Source organism: Acidovorax sp. Root219 (assembly GCF_001428665.1).
In the GTDB taxonomy this organism is placed as follows: domain Bacteria; phylum Pseudomonadota; class Gammaproteobacteria; order Burkholderiales; family Burkholderiaceae_C; genus Acidovorax.
This window is the reverse complement of the sequence record NZ_LMIJ01000003.1, coordinates 300,019-316,958: the sequence shown is the minus strand read 5'-3', so window position 1 is coordinate 316,958 and position 16,940 is coordinate 300,019. Positions and strand designations below refer to the sequence as shown.

Below are 16,940 nucleotides of genomic sequence, written 5' to 3'. Positions count from 1 at the left end.
ACCCGGCGAGACCGGTTTGTCGGGCGTTGCAGCCGATGCTCCTTCTGCCGCGCACGCTCCTCAGCCCCAGGTGGGCGCACCCTGCGTTCGAGGCGGCCTTTCCATTGAGGAACCTGGCGGTCGATGCCATGGCGCACCATCAGGCATGGCGCACCATCAGGTCCAGTGGTGGCCTGCATGTTCAAGGCTTGTCGAACTGCGCCAGTTCAGTCAATTCCGCGCCAGGGTGCAAACAAAGCGCAAAAAACAAAAGCGCCTCGTGAGGCGCTTGTCTTCTAGCTATCTGGCGGAGACTGTGAGATTCGAACTCACGGACGGTTGCCCGTCGGCAGTTTTCAAGACTGCTGGTTTAAACCACTCACCCAAGTCTCCGGGAGGGAAGGCGCGTATTCTAGCCGGCCGCAGCCGCTGTCTTGGCCAGCATGCCCTTGGTCTCGATGAAGCGCACCACCTCGGCCAGGCCGCTCAGGGTTTTCAGGTTGGTCATGACGAAGGGGCGCAGGCCCTGGGGCGTGGTGCGCATGCGCACGGTGTCCGACTCCATTACCGACAGGTCGGCGCCCACGTGCGGGGCCAGGTCGGTCTTGTTGATGATGAACAGGTCGCTCTTGGTGATGCCGGGGCCGCCCTTGCGCGGGATCTTCTCGCCGGCGGCGACGTCGATCACGTAGATGGTCAGGTCCGACAGCTCGGGGCTGAACGTGGCGGCCAGGTTGTCGCCGCCGCTTTCGACAAACACCACGTCCGCATCGGGGAACTGTTCGAGCATGCGGTCGATGGCCTCGAGGTTGATCGACGCGTCCTCGCGGATTGCCGTGTGCGGGCAGCCGCCGGTCTCCACGCCCAGGATGCGCTCGGCGGGCAGGGCGCCGCTCACGGTAAGCAGGCGCTGGTCTTCCTTGGTGTAGATGTCGTTGGTGATGGCGATCAGGTCGTAGTCGTCGCGCATGGCCTTGCACAGCATTTCGAGCAGGGTGGTCTTGCCCGAGCCGACGGGGCCGCCGATGCCCACGCGCAGCGGGGGCAGGTGCTTGGTGCGGCGGGGGATGTGGTGCAGGGGGCTTGTCGTCGTGGTCATGATCTGAAAAGGCGTGAATACTGGGTTTCGTGCCGGGCCGACAGGATGGCCAGCATCGGTGAAAAAGCCTGGCGCTCGCCATCGGGCAGTGCCAGCGCGTGGGTGGCCGCACCGGGTATGGCCTGGGCCAGCCGCGCCAGGATGCGCTGGCCGGCGCTCTGGCCCAGCGACATGGACTTGAGGGCGGCCTGCACCATGTTCTCGGCCCAGCCGAAGGCAAAGGCCAGCAGCACATCGTGGCCCGATGCCTCGGTGGTGGATGCTGCCAGCGCGAAGGCCACGGGGTAGGTGGGGGGCAGGGCGGCCAGGGCCTGCACCGCCGGCATGCGCGCCGCGTCGCCCTGGTGCTGGTTGCGCAGCCAGTCGGCCAGCGAGCGCCCCATCTGCTCGGTCTGCAGGCGCAGTTCGCTGGTCTCGCGCGTGTGCAGCACCCAGTCGTTGAGCTCGCGCACATGCGCCATGTCGCCCTGGCGCCACGCACCCACGGCCTGGGCCACCACGGCCATGTCGCCGCGCGCCTGGGTGATGTGCAGCTGGTCCAACAGCCAGGTGGCCAGGGCCGCCTCGGAGGCGACGCCGGCCGATTCGATGGCGCTTTCCAGCCCTTCGGAGTACGAGAAGCCGCCCACCGGCAGCGCGGGCGATGCCAGCCAGATCAGCTGCAGCAGGCTGGCTGCGGGCAGGGCGGTGGGGGCCGGGGGCTCGCGCATCATGGTGGTGATCGTCGCTGCTGGCGGTGCGGGGCGGCGGGCCGCTCAGTGGGCATGACCGTGGCCGTGGCCGTCGCCATGGTCATGGTCATGGGGGTGATCGTGTGCGTGCCCAGCGTGTGCACCGTACCCTTCTTGCGCATGGTCATGGTCGCCATGGTCATGGCCGTGGTGCCCGTGCCCGCCGCCATGCCCCGCCGCATAGGCGCCGCCCTCGGGCTCGAAGGCCATGTCCTTCGCGTGCACGATCAGGTGCATGGCGCGCAGCATGTCGGCCAGCACATGGTCGGGCTCGATCTTCAGGTGGTCGGGCTGCAGCTCGATGGGCACGTGGCGGTTGCCCAGGTGGTAGGCGGCGCGCGTCAGGTCGAACGGTGTGCCGTGGTTCTTGCAGTGGGTGATGTAGAGCACCGCCTGCGGCGCGGCCAGCACGCGCACCAGCGAGCCGTCTTCGGCCACCAGCACATCGCCGCCGCGCACCACCGTGCCACGGGGCAGGAAGACGCCCAGCTCGCGCCCGGCCGAGTCGGTGGCCGAAAAGCGGCTTTTCTGGCGCACGTCCCAGTCGAGCTCCACCGTTGTGGCGCGCTTGAGCAGCACGGGGGCCAGGCCGCGGCCCTGGGCAATGAGTTTGGAGGCCTGGATCATCGGATCAAATAAGGGTGCAGTGTCGGTTCAAAAGAGGAAATAGCGCTGCGCCATGGGCAGCAGCGTGGCGGGCTCGCAGGTCAGCAACTGGCCGTCGGCGCGCACGGTGTAGGTCTGTGCATCCACCTCCATGCGCGGGGTGTAGTGGTTGTGCACCATGTGCTGCTTGCGCACGCCGCGGATGTTGCGCACGGCGACCAGCGTCTTGGCCAGGCCGAAGCGCTCGCCGATGCCGGCATTCAGCCCCGCCTGCGAGACGAAGGTCAGCGAGGTGCGCGCAATGGCCCCGCCAAAGGCACCGAACATCGGCCGGTAGTGCACCGGCTGCGGTGTGGGGATGGAGGCATTCGGGTCGCCCATGGCCGCCATGGCGATGAAGCCGCCCTTCAAGATCAGCGCCGGCTTCACGCCGAAGAAGGCCGGCTTCCAGATCACGATGTCGGCCCACTTGCCCACCTCGATGGAACCGACCTCGTGGCTGATGCCGTGCGCGATGGCCGGGTTGATGGTGTACTTGGCCACATAGCGCTTGATGCGTGTGTTGTCGTTGCGCGCGCTGTCGCCGTCGAGCGAGCCGCGCTGCGCCTTCATCTTGTGCGCCGTCTGCCAGGTGCGCAGGATCACCTCGCCCACCCGGCCCATGGCCTGGCTGTCGCTGCTCATCATGCTGATGGCGCCCAGGTCGTGCAGGATATCCTCGGCCGCGATGGTCTCCTTGCGGATGCGGCTCTCGGCAAAGGCCAGGTCCTCGGCAATGCCGGCATCGAGGTGGTGGCACACCATGAGCATGTCCACATGCTCGTCCAGCGTGTTCACCGTGTAGGGCATGGTGGGGTTGGTGGAGGATGGCAAAAAGTTCGCCTCGCCCACCACGCGCAGGATGTCCGGCGCATGGCCGCCGCCCGCGCCCTCGGTGTGGAAGGCGCAGATGCCGCGCCCGCCCACGGCAGCAATGGTGTTTTCCACAAAGCCCGACTCATTGAGCGTGTCGCTGTGGATAGCGACCTGCGTGTCCGTCTCTTCGGCCACGTCCAGGCAGTTGCTGATGGCTGCGGGCGTGGTGCCCCAGTCCTCGTGCAGCTTCAGGCCAATGGCACCCGCCTCGATCTGCTCGCGCAGCGGCGCCGGCAGGCTAGCATTGCCCTTGCCCAGAAAGCCCAGGTTCATCGGGAAGGCATCGGCCGACTGCAGCATGCGTTCCATGTTCCAGGTGCCGGATGTGCTGGTGGTGGCCAGCGTGCCCGTGGCTGGGCCTGTGCCGCCGCCCAGCATGGTGGTCACACCCGAGGCCAGGGCCTCCTCGATCTGCTGTGGGCAGATGAAGTGGATGTGGCTGTCGATGCCGCCGGCGGTGACGATGTTGCCCTCGCAGCTGATGACCTCGGTGCCCGGGCCGATGATGATGTCCACCCCCGTCTGCGTATCGGGGTTGCCGGCCTTGCCGATGGCCACGATGCGCCCGCCCTTGAGGCCGATGTCCGCCTTGACGATGCCTGTGTGGTCGATGATGAGCGCATTGGTCAGCACCGTGTCCACGGCGCCGCCGTCGCGCGTGCGCTGGCTCTGGGCCATGCCGTCGCGGATGGTCTTGCCGCCGCCGAATTTCACTTCCTCGCCGTAGCCGCCGGCGCGCAGGGTGTAGTCCGCCTCCACCTCGGCGATCAGGTCGGTGTCGGCCAGGCGCACGCGGTCACCCACGGTGGGGCCGAACATCTCCGCATAGGCGCGTCGTCCAATGGTTGCCATGGTTCAAAACCTTTTGCTGGTGCCCGGCGCGGGGCTGGAAAGGGGGGTGGAGAAAAGGGCAGGGCGCTGCTTCACAGCGGCCCCTGCACCAGTCCGCGAAAGCCGTACACCGTGCGGTCGCCCGCATAGTCCACCAGCTCCACGGTGCGCTCCTGCCCGGGCTCGAAGCGCACGGCCGTGCCCGAGGCTATGTTCAGCCGCATGCCGCGCGCGGCCTCGCGGTCGAAGCCCAGGGCGCCATTGGTCTCGGCAAAGTGGTAGTGCGAGCCCACCTGGATGGGCCGGTCCGCCGTGTTGCGCACCAGCACGGTCAGCGTGCGGCGCCCGGGGTTCAGGGCGTGTTCACCCGCGTCGATCAGCAGTTCGCCTGGGATCATGGTGGCGTGTCCTTGTCTGATGAAAAGGGAGGGGTCAGGCCAGTTGCAGCAGCATGGCGCCGCCCAGGGCGGCCACGCCGGCACCGGCCGCGCGGGTCAGCCACACGGTGCGGTGGCGCAGCGCCAAGCCCGCAGCCAGGCCCGCGCAGTGCAGCAGCACCGTGGCGCACAGCATGCCGGCCAGGGTCTGCCAGGCGCTGTCGCTGCCGGCCAGTTCGTAGCCGTGGGCCAGGCCGTGGAACAGCGCGAACACGCCCACGCCCAGTGCCGCCGCCAGGCCCGGCACGCGCAGGCGCGACGCCACCAGCAGCCCCGTGGCCAGCAGCGAGGCAGCGATCATCGGCTCCACCGCCGGCAGGGCCACACCCTGCAGGCCCATCACCGCGCCCACCAGCAGCAGGCTGGCAAAGCCCAGCGGGCCCCACAGCAGCTCGGGCCCGGCGCGGCGCGCGGCCAGCGCGCTCCACAGGCCCACGGCCACCATGGCGGCCAGGTGGTCCAGCCCGAACAGCGGGTGGGTAAAGCCGCTGAAGAAGTCGTTGTGCATGTGCGCGCCGCCATCGGTGTGGGCGCTGGCGGCCGTGGCCAGCGTGGCCAGGGCGATGAGGGCAAAGGTGCGTGATGCTCGCATGAAGTGGATCTCCAGGAAGAATACTTAGACGATGGGTTGGTGGACCGTGACCAGCTTGGTCCCGTCCGGAAAGGTGGCCTCGACCTGGATGTCCGGGATCATCTCGGCGATGCCGTCCATCACGTCGGCGCGGGTCAGCACCGTGCGCCCCTCGCTCATGAGCTGGGCCACGGTCTTGCCGTCGCGCGCGCCCTCCATCACGGCGGCGCTGATCAGCGCCATGGCCTCGGGGTAATTCAGCTTCAGGCCCCGCGCCTTGCGGCGCTCGGCCAGCAGGGCCGCGGTGAAGATCAGCAGCTTGTCTTTTTCGCGGGGGGTGAGTTCCATGGTCTTGGAGGTGTGGTTATCGGGTAGGGCGGTGCGATGCCGTGCCGTGCGCTGGCGCAAGGGCCGGCCCTGGTCCGCACCATCATAGTGAGCAAGCCCCGTGCCGGCCATACGTCGATTGGCGCATCCGATCCCTTGGGCGTGGCGCCAGTGGCATGGAAACTGCACCATCACAGGGACTGCCGCCCCGCATCTCTTGACGCTCCTCCATGCCACCCACCACCGCCACCATCGCCTCGCCTGACGCGGGAGTTCCCGTACAGGGCGGTACGGACGTGGACGCCCAGGCCCCGCAGCAGGTCGTCAAGGTCCGGCGCGACTACAACAGCTGGGTGGCCACCGAGACCATGGAAGACTACGCGCTGCGCTACACGCCCCAGCGCTTTCGCAAGTGGTCCGAATGGCGCGTGGCCAACACCGCCTTCGGCGCGGCATCGTTCCTGATCCTCGAAGCTGTGGGCGCCACGCTGCTGGTGCAGTACGGCTTCGTCAACGCCTTCTGGGCCATCGTCGCCACGGGGCTCATCATCTTCCTGGCGGGCCTGCCCATCAGCGTCTACGCCGCCCGCTACGGGGTGGACATGGACCTGCTCACGCGCGGCGCGGGCTTTGGGTACATCGGCTCCACGCTCACCTCGCTGATCTACGCCTCCTTCACCTTCATCTTCTTCGCGCTCGAGGCCGCCGTCATGGCCTATGCGCTGGAGCTGGCGCTCGACATCCCGCCCACCTGGGGCTACCTGATCTGCGCCGTGGTGGTGATTCCGCTGGTCACCCACGGCGTCTCGGCCATCAGCCGGCTGCAGATGTGGAGCCAGCCGCTGTGGCTGGTGATGCTGGTGGTGCCCTTCGTCTATGTCATAACGCACGATCCTGGTGCGTTTGCGGGCATATCGCACTATGGTGGTGAATCCGGGCGCGGTACCACCTTTCAGTTGCCCTTGTTTGGTGCGGCCCTCACGGTCGGCATCGCGCTGATTACCCAGATGGGGGAGCAGGCCGACTACCTGCGCTTCATGCCGGCCAGCACGCCGGCCACGCGCGGGCGCTGGTGGCTGGGGGTGCTGGCGGGCGGGCCGGGCTGGGTGGTGCTGGGCGTGCTCAAGATGCTGGGCGGCGCGCTGCTGGCCTACCTGGCCCTCACCCACATGGTGCCGGCCGACCGCGCGGTAGACCCCAACCAGATGTACCTGGTGGCCTACGAATACGTCTTCCCGCACTACGGCTGGGCGGTGGCGGCCACGGCGCTGTTCGTGGTGGTCTCGCAGATGAAGATCAACGTCACCAACGCCTACGCGGGCTCGCTGGCCTGGTCCAACTTCTTCTCGCGCCTCACGCACAGCCACCCGGGGCGGGTGGTGTGGGTGGTGTTCAACACCCTCATCGCCTTCATGCTGATGGAGATGAACGTCTTTCGCGCCATGGGCGAGGTGCTGGGCCTGTACTCCAACATCGCCATCGCCTGGATCATGTCGGTGGTGGCCGACCTGGTCATCAACAAGCCCCTGGGCCTGTCGCCCAAGGGCATCGAGTTCAAGCGCGCCCACCTGTACGACATCAACCCCGTGGGCGTGGGCTCCATGGCGCTGGCCTCCGTGCTGTCCATCAGCGCCCACCTGGGCCTGTTCGGCCCGCTGCCGCAGGCCTTCTCGGCCGTGATCGCCATGGCGGTGGCCTTCGTCACCGCGCCGCTCATCGCCTGGGCCACCCAGGGGCGCTACTACATCGCGCGCCGCTCCGAGGCGCCGGCCCTGGCGGATCTGCAGGCCCTGCCCATGCACGGCCCGGTCAGCGGCCAGGTGGCGGCCGACCTGGGCGGCGCCATGCGCTATTCTGTGCAGCGCTGCGTGGTCTGCGAACGCGAGTACGAGGCGCCCGACATGGCCCAGTGCCCGGCCTACGGCGGCGGCATCTGCTCGCTGTGCTGCACCCTCGACGCGCGCTGCGGCGACCTGTGCAAGCCCCACGCCAGCATGGCCGTGCAGTGGTCTTCGGCCCTGCGCTGGGTGCTGCCGCGCGCCATCTGGCGCTACCTGGACACGGGCCTGGGCCACTTCCTGCTGCTGATGCTGGTGATTGGGCCCCTGCTGGCCTCCGTCATGGGGCTGCTGTACCACCAGGAGCTCAACACCATCGCCCAGGCCATGACCGACACCGAGGTGCTGGCTGCGCCCGAGGTGGCGCTGCGCTCGGGCCTGCTCAAGGCCTACCTGGCGCTGCTGGTCATCTCCGGCATCGTCGCCTGGTGGCTGGTGCTGGCGCACAAGAGCCGCCAGGTGGCGCAGGAGGAATCGAACCGCCAGACCGGCTTGCTGGTGCGCGAGATCGAGCTGCACCGCCAGACCGACGAGGCCCTGCAGAACGCCCGCAGCGTGGCCGAGCAGGCGCGCCAGGTGGCCGAGGAAGCCCAGCGCGCCGCCGACCAGGCCAACCAGGCCAAGAGCCGCTACATCAGCGCCATCAGCCACGAGATCCGCACCCCGCTCAACTCCATCCTGGGCTATGCCCAGCTGATGGGCGAAGACGCCGGCGTGCCCCCACACCGCAAGCAGGCCGTGCATGTCATCCGCCGCGGCGGCGAGCACCTGCTGTCGCTGATCGAGGGCACGCTCGACATCGCGCGCATCGAATCGGGCAAGCTCACCCTTGACGTCACGCCCATGCGCTTTGCCGACGGCCTGCACGAGATGGCCAGCCTCTTTGAGCTGCAGGCCGCCGCCAAGGGCCTGGCTTTCCAGTTCGACGTGCAGGGCGTGATCCCCGAGGTGGTGCGCGCCGATGAAAAGCGCCTGCGCCAGATCCTCATCAACCTGCTGGGCAACGCCGTCAAGTTCACCGCGCACGGCCGCGTCACGCTGCGTGTGCGCTACGCCCGCGAAATCGCGCGCATCGACGTGCAGGACACGGGGCCGGGCCTGAGCGCCGACGAGATCGAGCGCATCTTCGAGCCCTTCGCGCGCGGCGGCAGCGCAGGGGCCGTGGCGGCCACCCCTGGCGCCGGCCTGGGCCTGACCATCGCCAAGATGCTCACCGCGCTCATGGGCGGCGAGCTCACCGTCACCAGCGAGCCCGGCCTGGGCTCGGTGTTCCACGTCAAGCTGTTCCTGCCCGAGGTGCATGCCGATGCCCTGGGCAAGGCCGCAGCAGCGCCGCTGGCGCGGGTGCAGCGGGTGCGCAAGGGCTACGCCGGCGAGCGCCGCCGCATCCTCGTGGTCGACAACGAAGAGCCCGACCGCGAGCTGCTGGTGCAACTGCTCGAACCCCTGGGCTTCGAGCTGCGCCAGGCCGCCAGCGGCCACGACGCGCTCGACCTGCTGGCCACCGGCTACCGCCCGCACGCCATCTTCATGGACCTGGCCATGCCCGGCATCGACGGGTGGGAGACCCTGCGGCGCGTGCGGCAGATGCATTTGCCTGAAGTCCACTGCGCCATCGTGTCTGCGAATGCCTTCGACAAGGCATTGGACAACGACGTGGACATCCGCCCAGAGGACTTCATCGTCAAGCCGGTGCGCCACAGCGAACTGCTCGACTGGCTGGAGCGGCGCCTGGCGCTGCAGTGGCTCGGCGAAGCACAGGCCCCCGCCCCGGTGCTGGCCGCGCCCGATGCCGGGGCCGCCAGCGGGCCGCTGACCTACCCCGACCCCGGCGCCCTGGCCGCGCTGTCGCAGGCCGTGTCGCTGGGCTACTACCGTGGCATCCTCAACGCCCTGGAAGAGATCGAACGCCACCAGCCCGCGCATGGCGCCTTCGTGCACACCATGCGCGGCCTGGCCCGGCAGTTCCAGTTCGATGCCATGGGGCAGATACTTGAGCAGGCACCACCGTGAACACCGCAGCACCCACCCACGGCCCCCTGGCCGTATCCTCCCCCGGCGACACACTCGACCGGGGTGACAGCGACGTCGTGCTCATCGTCGATGACGTGCCCGACAACCTGGCCGTGCTGCACGATGCGCTCGACGAATCGGGCTACACCGTGCTCGTCGCCATGCACGGCGAGGCCGCGCTGCAGCGCGCCGCCCAGGCCCTGCCCGACATCGTGCTGCTCGACGCCATGATGCCCGGCATGGACGGCTTCGAGGTCGCGCGGCGCCTGAAGGCATCGCCCCTGACGGCGCACATCCCCATCATCTTCATGACCGGCCTGACCGAGACCGAGCACCTGGTGGCCGCGCTCGAGGCGGGCGGGGTGGACTATGTCACCAAGCCCATCAAGCCGCGCGAGGTGATGGCCCGCATGGGCGTGCACCTGGGCGCCGCGCGCAAGGCCCGGGCAGACGCCAGTCAGGCGCGCGAGGCGCGCAACGCGCTCGACGCCTTCGGCTACGCCAGCATCACCGTGCGCGCGGTGGACGGGCGCATCGTCTGGCAGACGCCGCTGGCGCGCGAGCTGCTCAAGGCCTATTTCGGCGAGGCCAGCCCCTGGGCGCCCGAGCAGGTGCAGGCCTGGCTGCGCCGCCACGTGCTGGCCGAGAACGCCGCCGAGCTGCTGGCCCATGCCCAGGCCGAGCCCCCGCGCCTGGCCATCGACCAGGGCGCCCGGCGCCTGACCTTCCGCCTGCACCAGCAGGCCGGCGACAGCGAGGGCGGCGGCGACTGGCTGATCGTGATGCGCGAGGTGTCCGACGCCAAGATCATCGAATCCATGAGCCTGTCCTTCAAGCTCACCGCGCGCGAGGCCGAGGTGCTGTACTGGGTGGTCAAGGGCAAGATCAACCGCGACATCGGCGACATCCTGGGCGCCAGCCCCGCCACCGTCAAGAAGCACCTGGAGCGCGTGTTCGCCAAGCTCGGCGTGGAGACGCGCACGGCGGCGGCGGGCATGGCGATGAACCGCATCCGCCAGCTGCACCCGCAGTTCGAGGGTTAGCGGCCTACAGCCTTCTCCAACTGCGCCTTGTTCATCTTCGAGCGGCCTTTGATGCCCTTGCGTTTGGCGTCTTCATAGAGCTGCTCGCGCGTGCGGCCCTGCGCGCCCTGGTGCGAGCGCTGGCCGCCGCCTACCGGGGCGGGTGTGTCCTTCAGGGTCTTGGGGTTGGCCTTCTCGGCCTCGCCGTGCTGTGCGCGTTCCTTGTTCACGGTGCGCGCGGCAATCTGCTCGGCCGTGCGCTCGCTCTTGCCGCGCTCGAGCAGGCTGTCCTTGATGTGGCTGTACTGGCGTTCGCGCTTGGCGCTCCAACGGGTCTGGGGCATGGGGTCCTCCATGGTGGTGTGTCCAGAACCCCAATCTATGCGCCATGGCGCGCGGCCCGGATAGGACGGCCCATTGGCCCGGTGTAGGACAGGCCTACGACCCCCTGCGCCCTGCGCACCCGCGTCACGATGCGGTTGCGCGCCATGGGTGGCACGCCCAGGTGTCGCGCCAGGGCCTGTTCGCGGATGCGTGCGGCCACGCATACAAGGCTTCGAACTCCATCGATCCCAGAGAGACACGCCACTACCCGCCAGGGAGACAGGCCTGTCAGGCAACTTCGCACCAGGCCTGTCCGAAAAAAAGAGACAGGGTTTCCATCCCCGCCCCGACTCAAGAAAACCGGAGCGGCCTCTACAGTGGAATTGCGCTATTTGCCAATTTTTTCTTGTCACCGAGGCCCGATCATGTTTGAGTCCATCGCCACAGCTCCCGCCCCCACCGTGCGTGTGCATCCGCCGCTGCCGTCGCGGGCCTTTGGCGTGGCATCCAAGGAGCGCGAGGCGCGCACTGCCTTGCGCCCCACGCGCATGGACGCGCTCAACCGCCTGGCCGCCAAGGAAGAACGCCTGCCCTTCTGGGTGCGCCTGGTCAGGAACGAGGCTGACCTGCGCAAGGCCGTGCACATCCGCCACGCGGCCTATGCGCGCCATGTGCCCGACCTGGCACACCAACTGCAGGAGCCCGAGGCCACGGACTATGAGGACGGGGTCGTGGTGCTGCTGGCCGAGTCCAAGCTCGACGGCTCTCCCTTGGGTACTGCGCGCATCCAGAGCAACCGTTTTCGCGCGCTCAGTGTGGAGCAGTCGGTCGAGCTGCCGGCATGGATGGACGGCATGCACCTGGCCGAAGTGACGCGCCTGGGCATCGTTGGCGGCACCATGGGCCGCTTGGTGAAGACGGTGCTTATCAAGGCCGCCTTCCAATACTGCGAGCGCCAGGGCATCGAGCAGGCGATTGCCGCTGGCCGCGCCCCCATCGACCGGCACTATGAGCAACTGCTGTTCGAAGACCTGTTCCCTGCCACGGGCTTCATTCCCCTGGCCCACGCGGGCAACCTGCCGCACCGGGTGATGGCCTTCGACATCGACAGCGGCCCGGCACGCTGGCAGCAGGCGCAGCACCCGGCGCTCAACTTCTTTTGCCACACCCGCCATCCGGACATCGACATGGGCCCGGTGCCTGTACATGGCCTGCCCGCCAGCAACAAGCCGGCTGTGGTGGCGCCGACCCCGCGCCGTGTGTCGGCCAGTGGCCGAGGACGGGAACTGCCCCCGCGCATGAGCAACCGGGCATTTGCCTGAGCAACCCCACCCCCGGTGGGTGGGGTGAAAGCTGCGCCCCGGTCCTTCCAAAAAAATCACCTGTTGGTAAAAAGGCCACACCTGCCGTGGCCTTTTTTGTGTCCGTTGCTTTGTAAACTCGCACAAAAAGGGGGAACGCGCAAAGACTTGCGATGCAGGCCGTGTGTTCCGTGACAAGATGGAAGATTGCGCGCGGTCGCGGCCTTGCTCGGCCCTGTACCACGCGCCATCCAGCGCGTGGCCGTGGGGGCTGCGCAACCACACAAAACCATGGGGTCACCGCGATTGCAGGAGCACGCACGGCAAGGGGTTCGGCGCGGCGTAGTCTTTGTGGACTGGCTGCTGCGCACGATGTCCATCTACATCATTCCTATCGCCATGGCTGGCGTGGCGGTGTGGGCGTTGCTGTTCTGGCAGAGCAATTACCTGTCGGCCGGCGGCCACACCTTGATGATGCGCGTGCTGCCACAGGCGGCCGCAGAACTCACCCCTGAGCAGGCCCTTGCCGCGCTGGCGAACCGGCCACTCAAGTCCTTCCACGATACCAACCTGTCCGAGGCACCCGTATGGCTGCTGGTGGACCTGCCGGTCTCGATGGCGCAGCCACCCTCGCTGCTGTTCCCCTCGCGCCACGCCGTGGCCATGGCCTGCTGGGACGGCACGAGCCTGGTATCGCTGGGCCAGGCCACGCGTGAGCAGGCCAGTGGCAGCCTGATCCCCATGAAGGCGGGTTTTGGCCTGCCCGAGGCCAGCGCGGGCCTGCGCGTGCTCTGCCGCGCTGCGTTCGTCGGGCCTGCACGCCTGCAGGCCGACTGGTGGGCACAGGCCGATCTGGAGGCCTCGGTGCTGGAGTTCCACCGCAACCTGGGCCTGCTCGAAGGTGGCCTGGTGGTGCTGGGCATGTTCGTGCTGATGACGGCGCTGATCAACCGGCAGTCGCTGTACGTGCTGTTTGCCGCCTGGTTGGTGGTCACGCTGCGGGTGGGGGCCATCTCTGCCGGCTGGGACGTGCAGTGGCTGGGCCACCTGGTGCCCACGCCCTGGCTGTTTCCGACCCGTGCGCTCACCGTGGCGGTGTACGGTTTTCTGACCATCACGCTGTACAAGAGCCTGTTCCAGGAAGACCTGGACCGTTCGCGCCTGGGGCCCTGGATACGCGGCGCGCAGTGGGCCTGCATTCCCCTGCTGCTGGCCGCCGTGTTCCTGCCCTACGGCCTGTACCTGCAGATGATGTGGGTGTCCACCGGCCTGGGCCTGTTGCTGATGACGGTGAGCCTGGTGCGCATCGTGTTCAAGACCCGCTCGCGCGTGGCCATGTGGTATGGCGCATCGCTTGGGGTCACCTTCCTGTCGAGCTTTTCGGAGATCGTGGCGGCGGCCTATGGCATGAAGGTGCTGGTGGGCACCGTGAACCACGTCACGGCAGCCCTGTCGTCGAGCCTGCTGGCGGCGCTGGCGATTGCCGAGCAGATGCGCCAGGAGCACGTCAAGCGCCTGGAGGTGCAGGCCCAGTTGCAATATGCCTACGAGGCCATGCCCATCGGCCTGTTCACGCTCGACCTGCAGGGCCGCTTCCTGAGTGCCAACCCTGCGCTGGTGGACATGCTGGGCGATGGCCTGCTGGACAACGGCGGGCGCACTTGGCGCGCGCAGTTCGGCGACGCGGCCTGGCTGCAGCTCGACCAGATGGTGCACAGCCAATCCGAAACAGAAACCGAGTTTGCGGTGAACGGGCGCGATGATGGCGAACTGACGCGGCGCTTCATGGTGCGTGCCACCCAGGCGCGCGGCCGCATCGAAGGCTCGCTGCAGGACGTGACCGAGAAATCGCGCGCCACCGAGAACCTGCGCGTGCTGGCCCACCACGATGCGCTCACGCGCGTGCTCAACCGCCGGGGCATCGAGCAGGTGCTCGAATCGGCCCTGGCGCAGCGCAACCAGGGCAAGCCGCTGGCGCTGGCCTACCTGGACCTGGACCGCTTCAAGCTCATCAACGACCTGTTTGGCCATGCGGCTGGCGACGATGTGCTGCAGCAGGTGTGCGCGCGCGTCTCGCAGATGCTGTCGGGCAACATGCAGATCGGTCGCGTGGGGGGCGATGAGTTCCTCATCGTCTTTCCGGACACCCACATCACGCTGGCCCGGCTCATCAGCCAGGGCATCGTTGCCAGCATCTGCACCAGCCCCTACCGGGTGGGGGCGCGCTCGTTCCACGTGCGCGGCTCCATCGGCCTCATCGAAGTGGCGCCGGGCAGCACCATCCGCGACGTCGTCTCCACCGCCGACCATGCCTGCCGCGATGCCAAGCGCGGCCTGCAGCAGGGCCTGGCGGTGTACGAGCGCGACGCGCCCGGCCTGATTGCCCACGAGACGGAGATGAAGCTGGTGGAGCGCCTGTCGTCCGATGAGCGCATCGAGGGCCTGTACCTGGAAATGCAGCCCATCATGTCGCTCACGGCCCCCACCGAGTCGCTCAACTTCGAGGTGCTGCTGCGCATGCGCGATGCCAGCGGCGCGCTGGTGCCCACACCGCGCCTGATCGCCGCAGGCGAGCACAGCGGGCGCATGGGCGTCATCGACCGTTGGGTACTGGGCACGGTGTTCGAGTGGCTGGGCAAGCACCATGGCCAGCTGGGGCGCACCCAGTTCGTGTGCCTGAACCTGAGCGGTGCTTCGCTCAACGACGAGGCCTTCATCGACGACGTGTTCGCGCTGTTCGACGAGCACCCCCACCTGGCCAGCTGGCTGTGCCTGGAGATCACCGAGAGCGTGGCCCTGCACGACCTGGAGAACACGCGCCGCTTCATCAGCCAGGTGCGCTCTTACGGCGCCAAGGTGGCGCTCGACGACTTCGGTGCCGGCTACACCTCGTTCTCGTACCTCAAGGACCTGCCCTCCGACCTGCTCAAGATCGACGGCAACTTCATCGTCAACATGAACCGCCACCCCGCCAATGTGGCCATCGTCGAGGCCATTGTGAGCCTGGCGCGCAACCTGGGCATGAAGACCATCGCCGAATGGGCCGAGGACCAGGCCACGGTGCAGACCCTGGCCGAGATCGGCGTGGACTACGTGCAAGGCTTCATCGTGGCGCGGCCCCAGTCGCCCGAGGTGCTGCTGACCGCGTCCTCTGCCGCCAGCTTCATCGAAGACCCGCAGCTCCTGCAGTTCGTGCAGATGCTCGGTGCTTCGGGCCCACCATCGGGGCAGGGCGGGCTGTTCGGCGAGCGCCGCTCCGACTCCTCTGGCCACTGACGCCCGCAGCTGCGGCGGTCAGGGTACGATCAGCCGCGCCACATCGCGCGCCATGCCTGAGAGCTCGCGCTCCAGGTGCTCGACCAGGCTGCGCCGGTCGGCCTCGGTGCGTTGCTGCGACAAAAAGCGCTTGCCTTCCAATGCCGTGATTTCGATCTCGAACCCCACCAGGTGCCGTGCGGCGCTTTCCACGTAGTCGGGTGCGGCCATGTCCAGTGACCACGGCGCGGCGCGGCCTGCCTCTTGCGCAGCGGTGAGGGCCGCCAGGTGGGTGAGTACCCATGCCGGGTCGTCCTCCACCCAGCGCAGGCGCCCGCGCACCTGCACTGCGACGTAGTTCCAGCTCGGTGCCAGGCGTGCGCTGCGCTGGCTATTCACGTACCAGCGTGGCGAGATGTAGGCGTTGGGGCCCTGGAAAAGCGCGATCAGGCTGTCGCCTTCGCCCACCTGCTGGCGCAGGGAATGGCTGCGCACCACGTGGCCCCGCAGGCAGGCCACAGCCCCGTCGGGCGTATGCAGCTCCAGTGGCAGCAAGTGAACGTCGCTGGCACCTGCCGCGCTGGTGGTGACCAGGGTGGCCAGCGGATAGGCCGCCATCAGTGGGTGCAGAGTGGCGGGGTCGTTCTCGGCGAAAAGGGGCAGGGTGTGCATGGCGATGGAAATCTGGCGGGCAGTGGTGGCGCCCAGTATGGGTTGCCGCGCGCCCGGGGTATTGAACGTTGCGGCCAAGCCCGCTTGGGGCCCTCATTCCAGCACCAGCGTGCGCGCCAGGTGGGCATACACCGTGGCCACGCGGCGCAGGTGCCGCGCCTCGGGGTGGGTGAGCAGCCACAGCCCGGTTTCGCATTCATCGAGCGCCTCGGTCAGCGCCACCAGGCCTGGATGCGCGTGGGCCAGGAAGACCGGCAGCACCCCCACCCCCAGCCCCAGTGCCACGAGTTCCATCACGGTGAGGATGCTGTTCACGCGGTAGCTTGCCACCGCCTTCGGAAAATGCCGCTTGCGCCACAGCACCGAGGTGTGGTCGGGCAGTGCATCGTCGGGCGCCACCCACAAGGCCTGTCCTGCCTGGACATCGGCATAGCGCTGCATGGGCCCCTGCCGGGTGGCGTACAGGGCCATGCGGATGGGGCCCACCTGCCGGCCCACCAGATGGGGCGGCGGGCGGCGCGTGGCGCGCACGGCGATGTCCGTGTCGCGCCGGGTCAGACTGGCAAGGTCGTTGCCAGCGTGCAGCTCGAACTGCAGCAGCGGGTGCTGCCCCTGCAGCGCCGCCAGCGCAGGCGCCACCAGGCCGTGCAGGATGGTGTCGGTGGTGGTGATGCGCACCGTGCCCGACACACGCTCGGGTTGTACCTGCGCGGCGGAGCGGGCCGATTCAAGGGCCGACTCCAGGTGCTCGGCATGCCCGGCCAGGGTCTGGGCCAGCTCCAGCGGCTGGTAGCCCGTGCGCGAGCGCGTGAACAGCGCCTGCCCCAGCCCGCGTTCGATGCGCTGCAGCGTGCGGAACACCGTGGACGGGTCCACGCCCAGGCGTTCCCCGGCACCTGCCAGCGTGCCGGCGCGCACCAGGGCCAGCACGTTCTCCAGATCGCTGGCACCCAACTGGTAGGGCGTGGCTTGTTGTTGCGTTGGTGCAATCATGGTTTGCGGCGATGCGTATTTTGATT

General features: G+C 68.2%; 15 protein-coding genes and 1 tRNA gene. 4 read left to right on the top strand and 12 right to left on the bottom strand.

The window, feature by feature from the left end:
• Window positions 1–284 precede the first annotated feature (284 nt).
• The 8 genes from ASE28_RS04335 to ASE28_RS04300 form a co-directional block, all read right to left on the bottom strand.
• Window positions 285–372, bottom strand: a tRNA-Ser gene (locus ASE28_RS04335).
• Window positions 373–391: 19 nt separating this feature from the next.
• Entirely contained in the window at window positions 392–1,078 is a 687-nt protein-coding gene (gene ureG / locus ASE28_RS04330; protein ID WP_057264937.1) for an urease accessory protein UreG, read from the bottom strand.
• Window positions 1,075–1,791 carry an urease accessory protein UreF gene (locus ASE28_RS04325; protein WP_057264935.1) on the bottom strand — a complete coding sequence of 239 codons (717 nt, stop codon included), beginning with the start codon at window positions 1,789–1,791 and terminating at the stop codon, window positions 1,075–1,077. Before ASE28_RS04325 ends, ureG begins: the two co-directional genes overlap by 4 nt.
• A gap of 42 nt (window positions 1,792–1,833) precedes the next feature.
• On the bottom strand, window positions 1,834–2,436 hold the full coding sequence (gene ureE / locus ASE28_RS04320; protein WP_057264933.1) for an urease accessory protein UreE: 603 nt from the start codon (window positions 2,434–2,436) through the stop codon (window positions 1,834–1,836).
• Window positions 2,437–2,463: 27 nt separating this feature from the next.
• A complete protein-coding gene (ureC, locus tag ASE28_RS04315) occupies window positions 2,464–4,182 on the bottom strand; it encodes an urease subunit alpha (RefSeq protein ID WP_057201499.1) in 1,719 nt (572 codons plus the stop codon).
• Between the two features lie 71 nt (window positions 4,183–4,253).
• The gene (locus tag ASE28_RS04310; protein WP_057201498.1) at window positions 4,254–4,559 is read right to left on the bottom strand and encodes an urease subunit beta; all 306 of its coding nucleotides are present in this window, start codon (window positions 4,557–4,559) and stop codon (window positions 4,254–4,256) included.
• A 34-nt stretch (window positions 4,560–4,593) separates the two neighbouring features.
• Complete coding sequence (locus ASE28_RS04305) at window positions 4,594–5,190, bottom strand: HupE/UreJ family protein (protein WP_057264931.1); 597 nt, start codon at window positions 5,188–5,190, stop codon at window positions 4,594–4,596.
• 24 nt (window positions 5,191–5,214) lie between these two features.
• Window positions 5,215–5,517: an urease subunit gamma gene (locus tag ASE28_RS04300; RefSeq protein WP_055399013.1), complete on the bottom strand. Its 303-nt coding sequence runs from the start codon at window positions 5,515–5,517 to the stop codon at window positions 5,215–5,217.
• Between the two features lie 209 nt (window positions 5,518–5,726).
• Here ASE28_RS04300 and ASE28_RS04295 point away from each other — a divergent pair, with 209 nt between their 5' ends.
• A complete protein-coding gene (locus tag ASE28_RS04295) occupies window positions 5,727–9,347 on the top strand; it encodes an ATP-binding protein (protein ID WP_057264929.1) in 3,621 nt (1,206 codons plus the stop codon).
• On the top strand, window positions 9,344–10,390 hold the full coding sequence (locus tag ASE28_RS04290; protein WP_200963903.1) for a response regulator: 1,047 nt from the start codon (window positions 9,344–9,346) through the stop codon (window positions 10,388–10,390). The genes ASE28_RS04295 and ASE28_RS04290 overlap by 4 nt, the downstream gene beginning before the upstream one ends.
• On the opposite strand, the gene ASE28_RS04285 is transcribed toward ASE28_RS04290, so the two are convergent.
• Both ASE28_RS04285 and ASE28_RS31870 read right to left on the bottom strand, forming a co-directional pair.
• Window positions 10,387–10,713: a hypothetical protein gene (locus ASE28_RS04285; protein ID WP_057265015.1), complete on the bottom strand. Its 327-nt coding sequence runs from the start codon at window positions 10,711–10,713 to the stop codon at window positions 10,387–10,389. The genes ASE28_RS04290 and ASE28_RS04285 overlap by 4 nt on opposite strands.
• A 35-nt stretch (window positions 10,714–10,748) precedes the next feature.
• Complete coding sequence (locus ASE28_RS31870; RefSeq protein ID WP_157421862.1) at window positions 10,749–10,913, bottom strand: hypothetical protein; 165 nt, start codon at window positions 10,911–10,913, stop codon at window positions 10,749–10,751.
• Window positions 10,914–11,118: 205 nt separating this feature from the next.
• Between ASE28_RS31870 and ASE28_RS04280 the strand changes: the two genes are divergently transcribed.
• Together ASE28_RS04280 and ASE28_RS04275 are read left to right on the top strand one after the other, a co-directional pair.
• Window positions 11,119–12,015, top strand: coding sequence for a hypothetical protein (locus ASE28_RS04280; protein WP_057264927.1), 897 nt, complete (start codon window positions 11,119–11,121; stop codon window positions 12,013–12,015).
• Between the two features lie 270 nt (window positions 12,016–12,285).
• Window positions 12,286–15,270 carry an EAL domain-containing protein gene (locus ASE28_RS04275; RefSeq protein WP_057265014.1) on the top strand — a complete coding sequence of 995 codons (2,985 nt, stop codon included), beginning with the start codon at window positions 12,286–12,288 and terminating at the stop codon, window positions 15,268–15,270.
• Between the two features lie 18 nt (window positions 15,271–15,288).
• Here the strand turns inward: ASE28_RS04275 and ASE28_RS04270 are convergent, their stop codons facing one another.
• A complete protein-coding gene (locus ASE28_RS04270) occupies window positions 15,289–15,921 on the bottom strand; it encodes an FMN-binding negative transcriptional regulator (RefSeq protein WP_057265012.1) in 633 nt (210 codons plus the stop codon).
• Between the two features lie 93 nt (window positions 15,922–16,014).
• Window positions 16,015–16,914 carry a LysR family transcriptional regulator gene (locus ASE28_RS04265; RefSeq protein ID WP_057264924.1) on the bottom strand — a complete coding sequence of 300 codons (900 nt, stop codon included), beginning with the start codon at window positions 16,912–16,914 and terminating at the stop codon, window positions 16,015–16,017.
• Window positions 16,915–16,940: the final 26 nt, after the last annotated feature.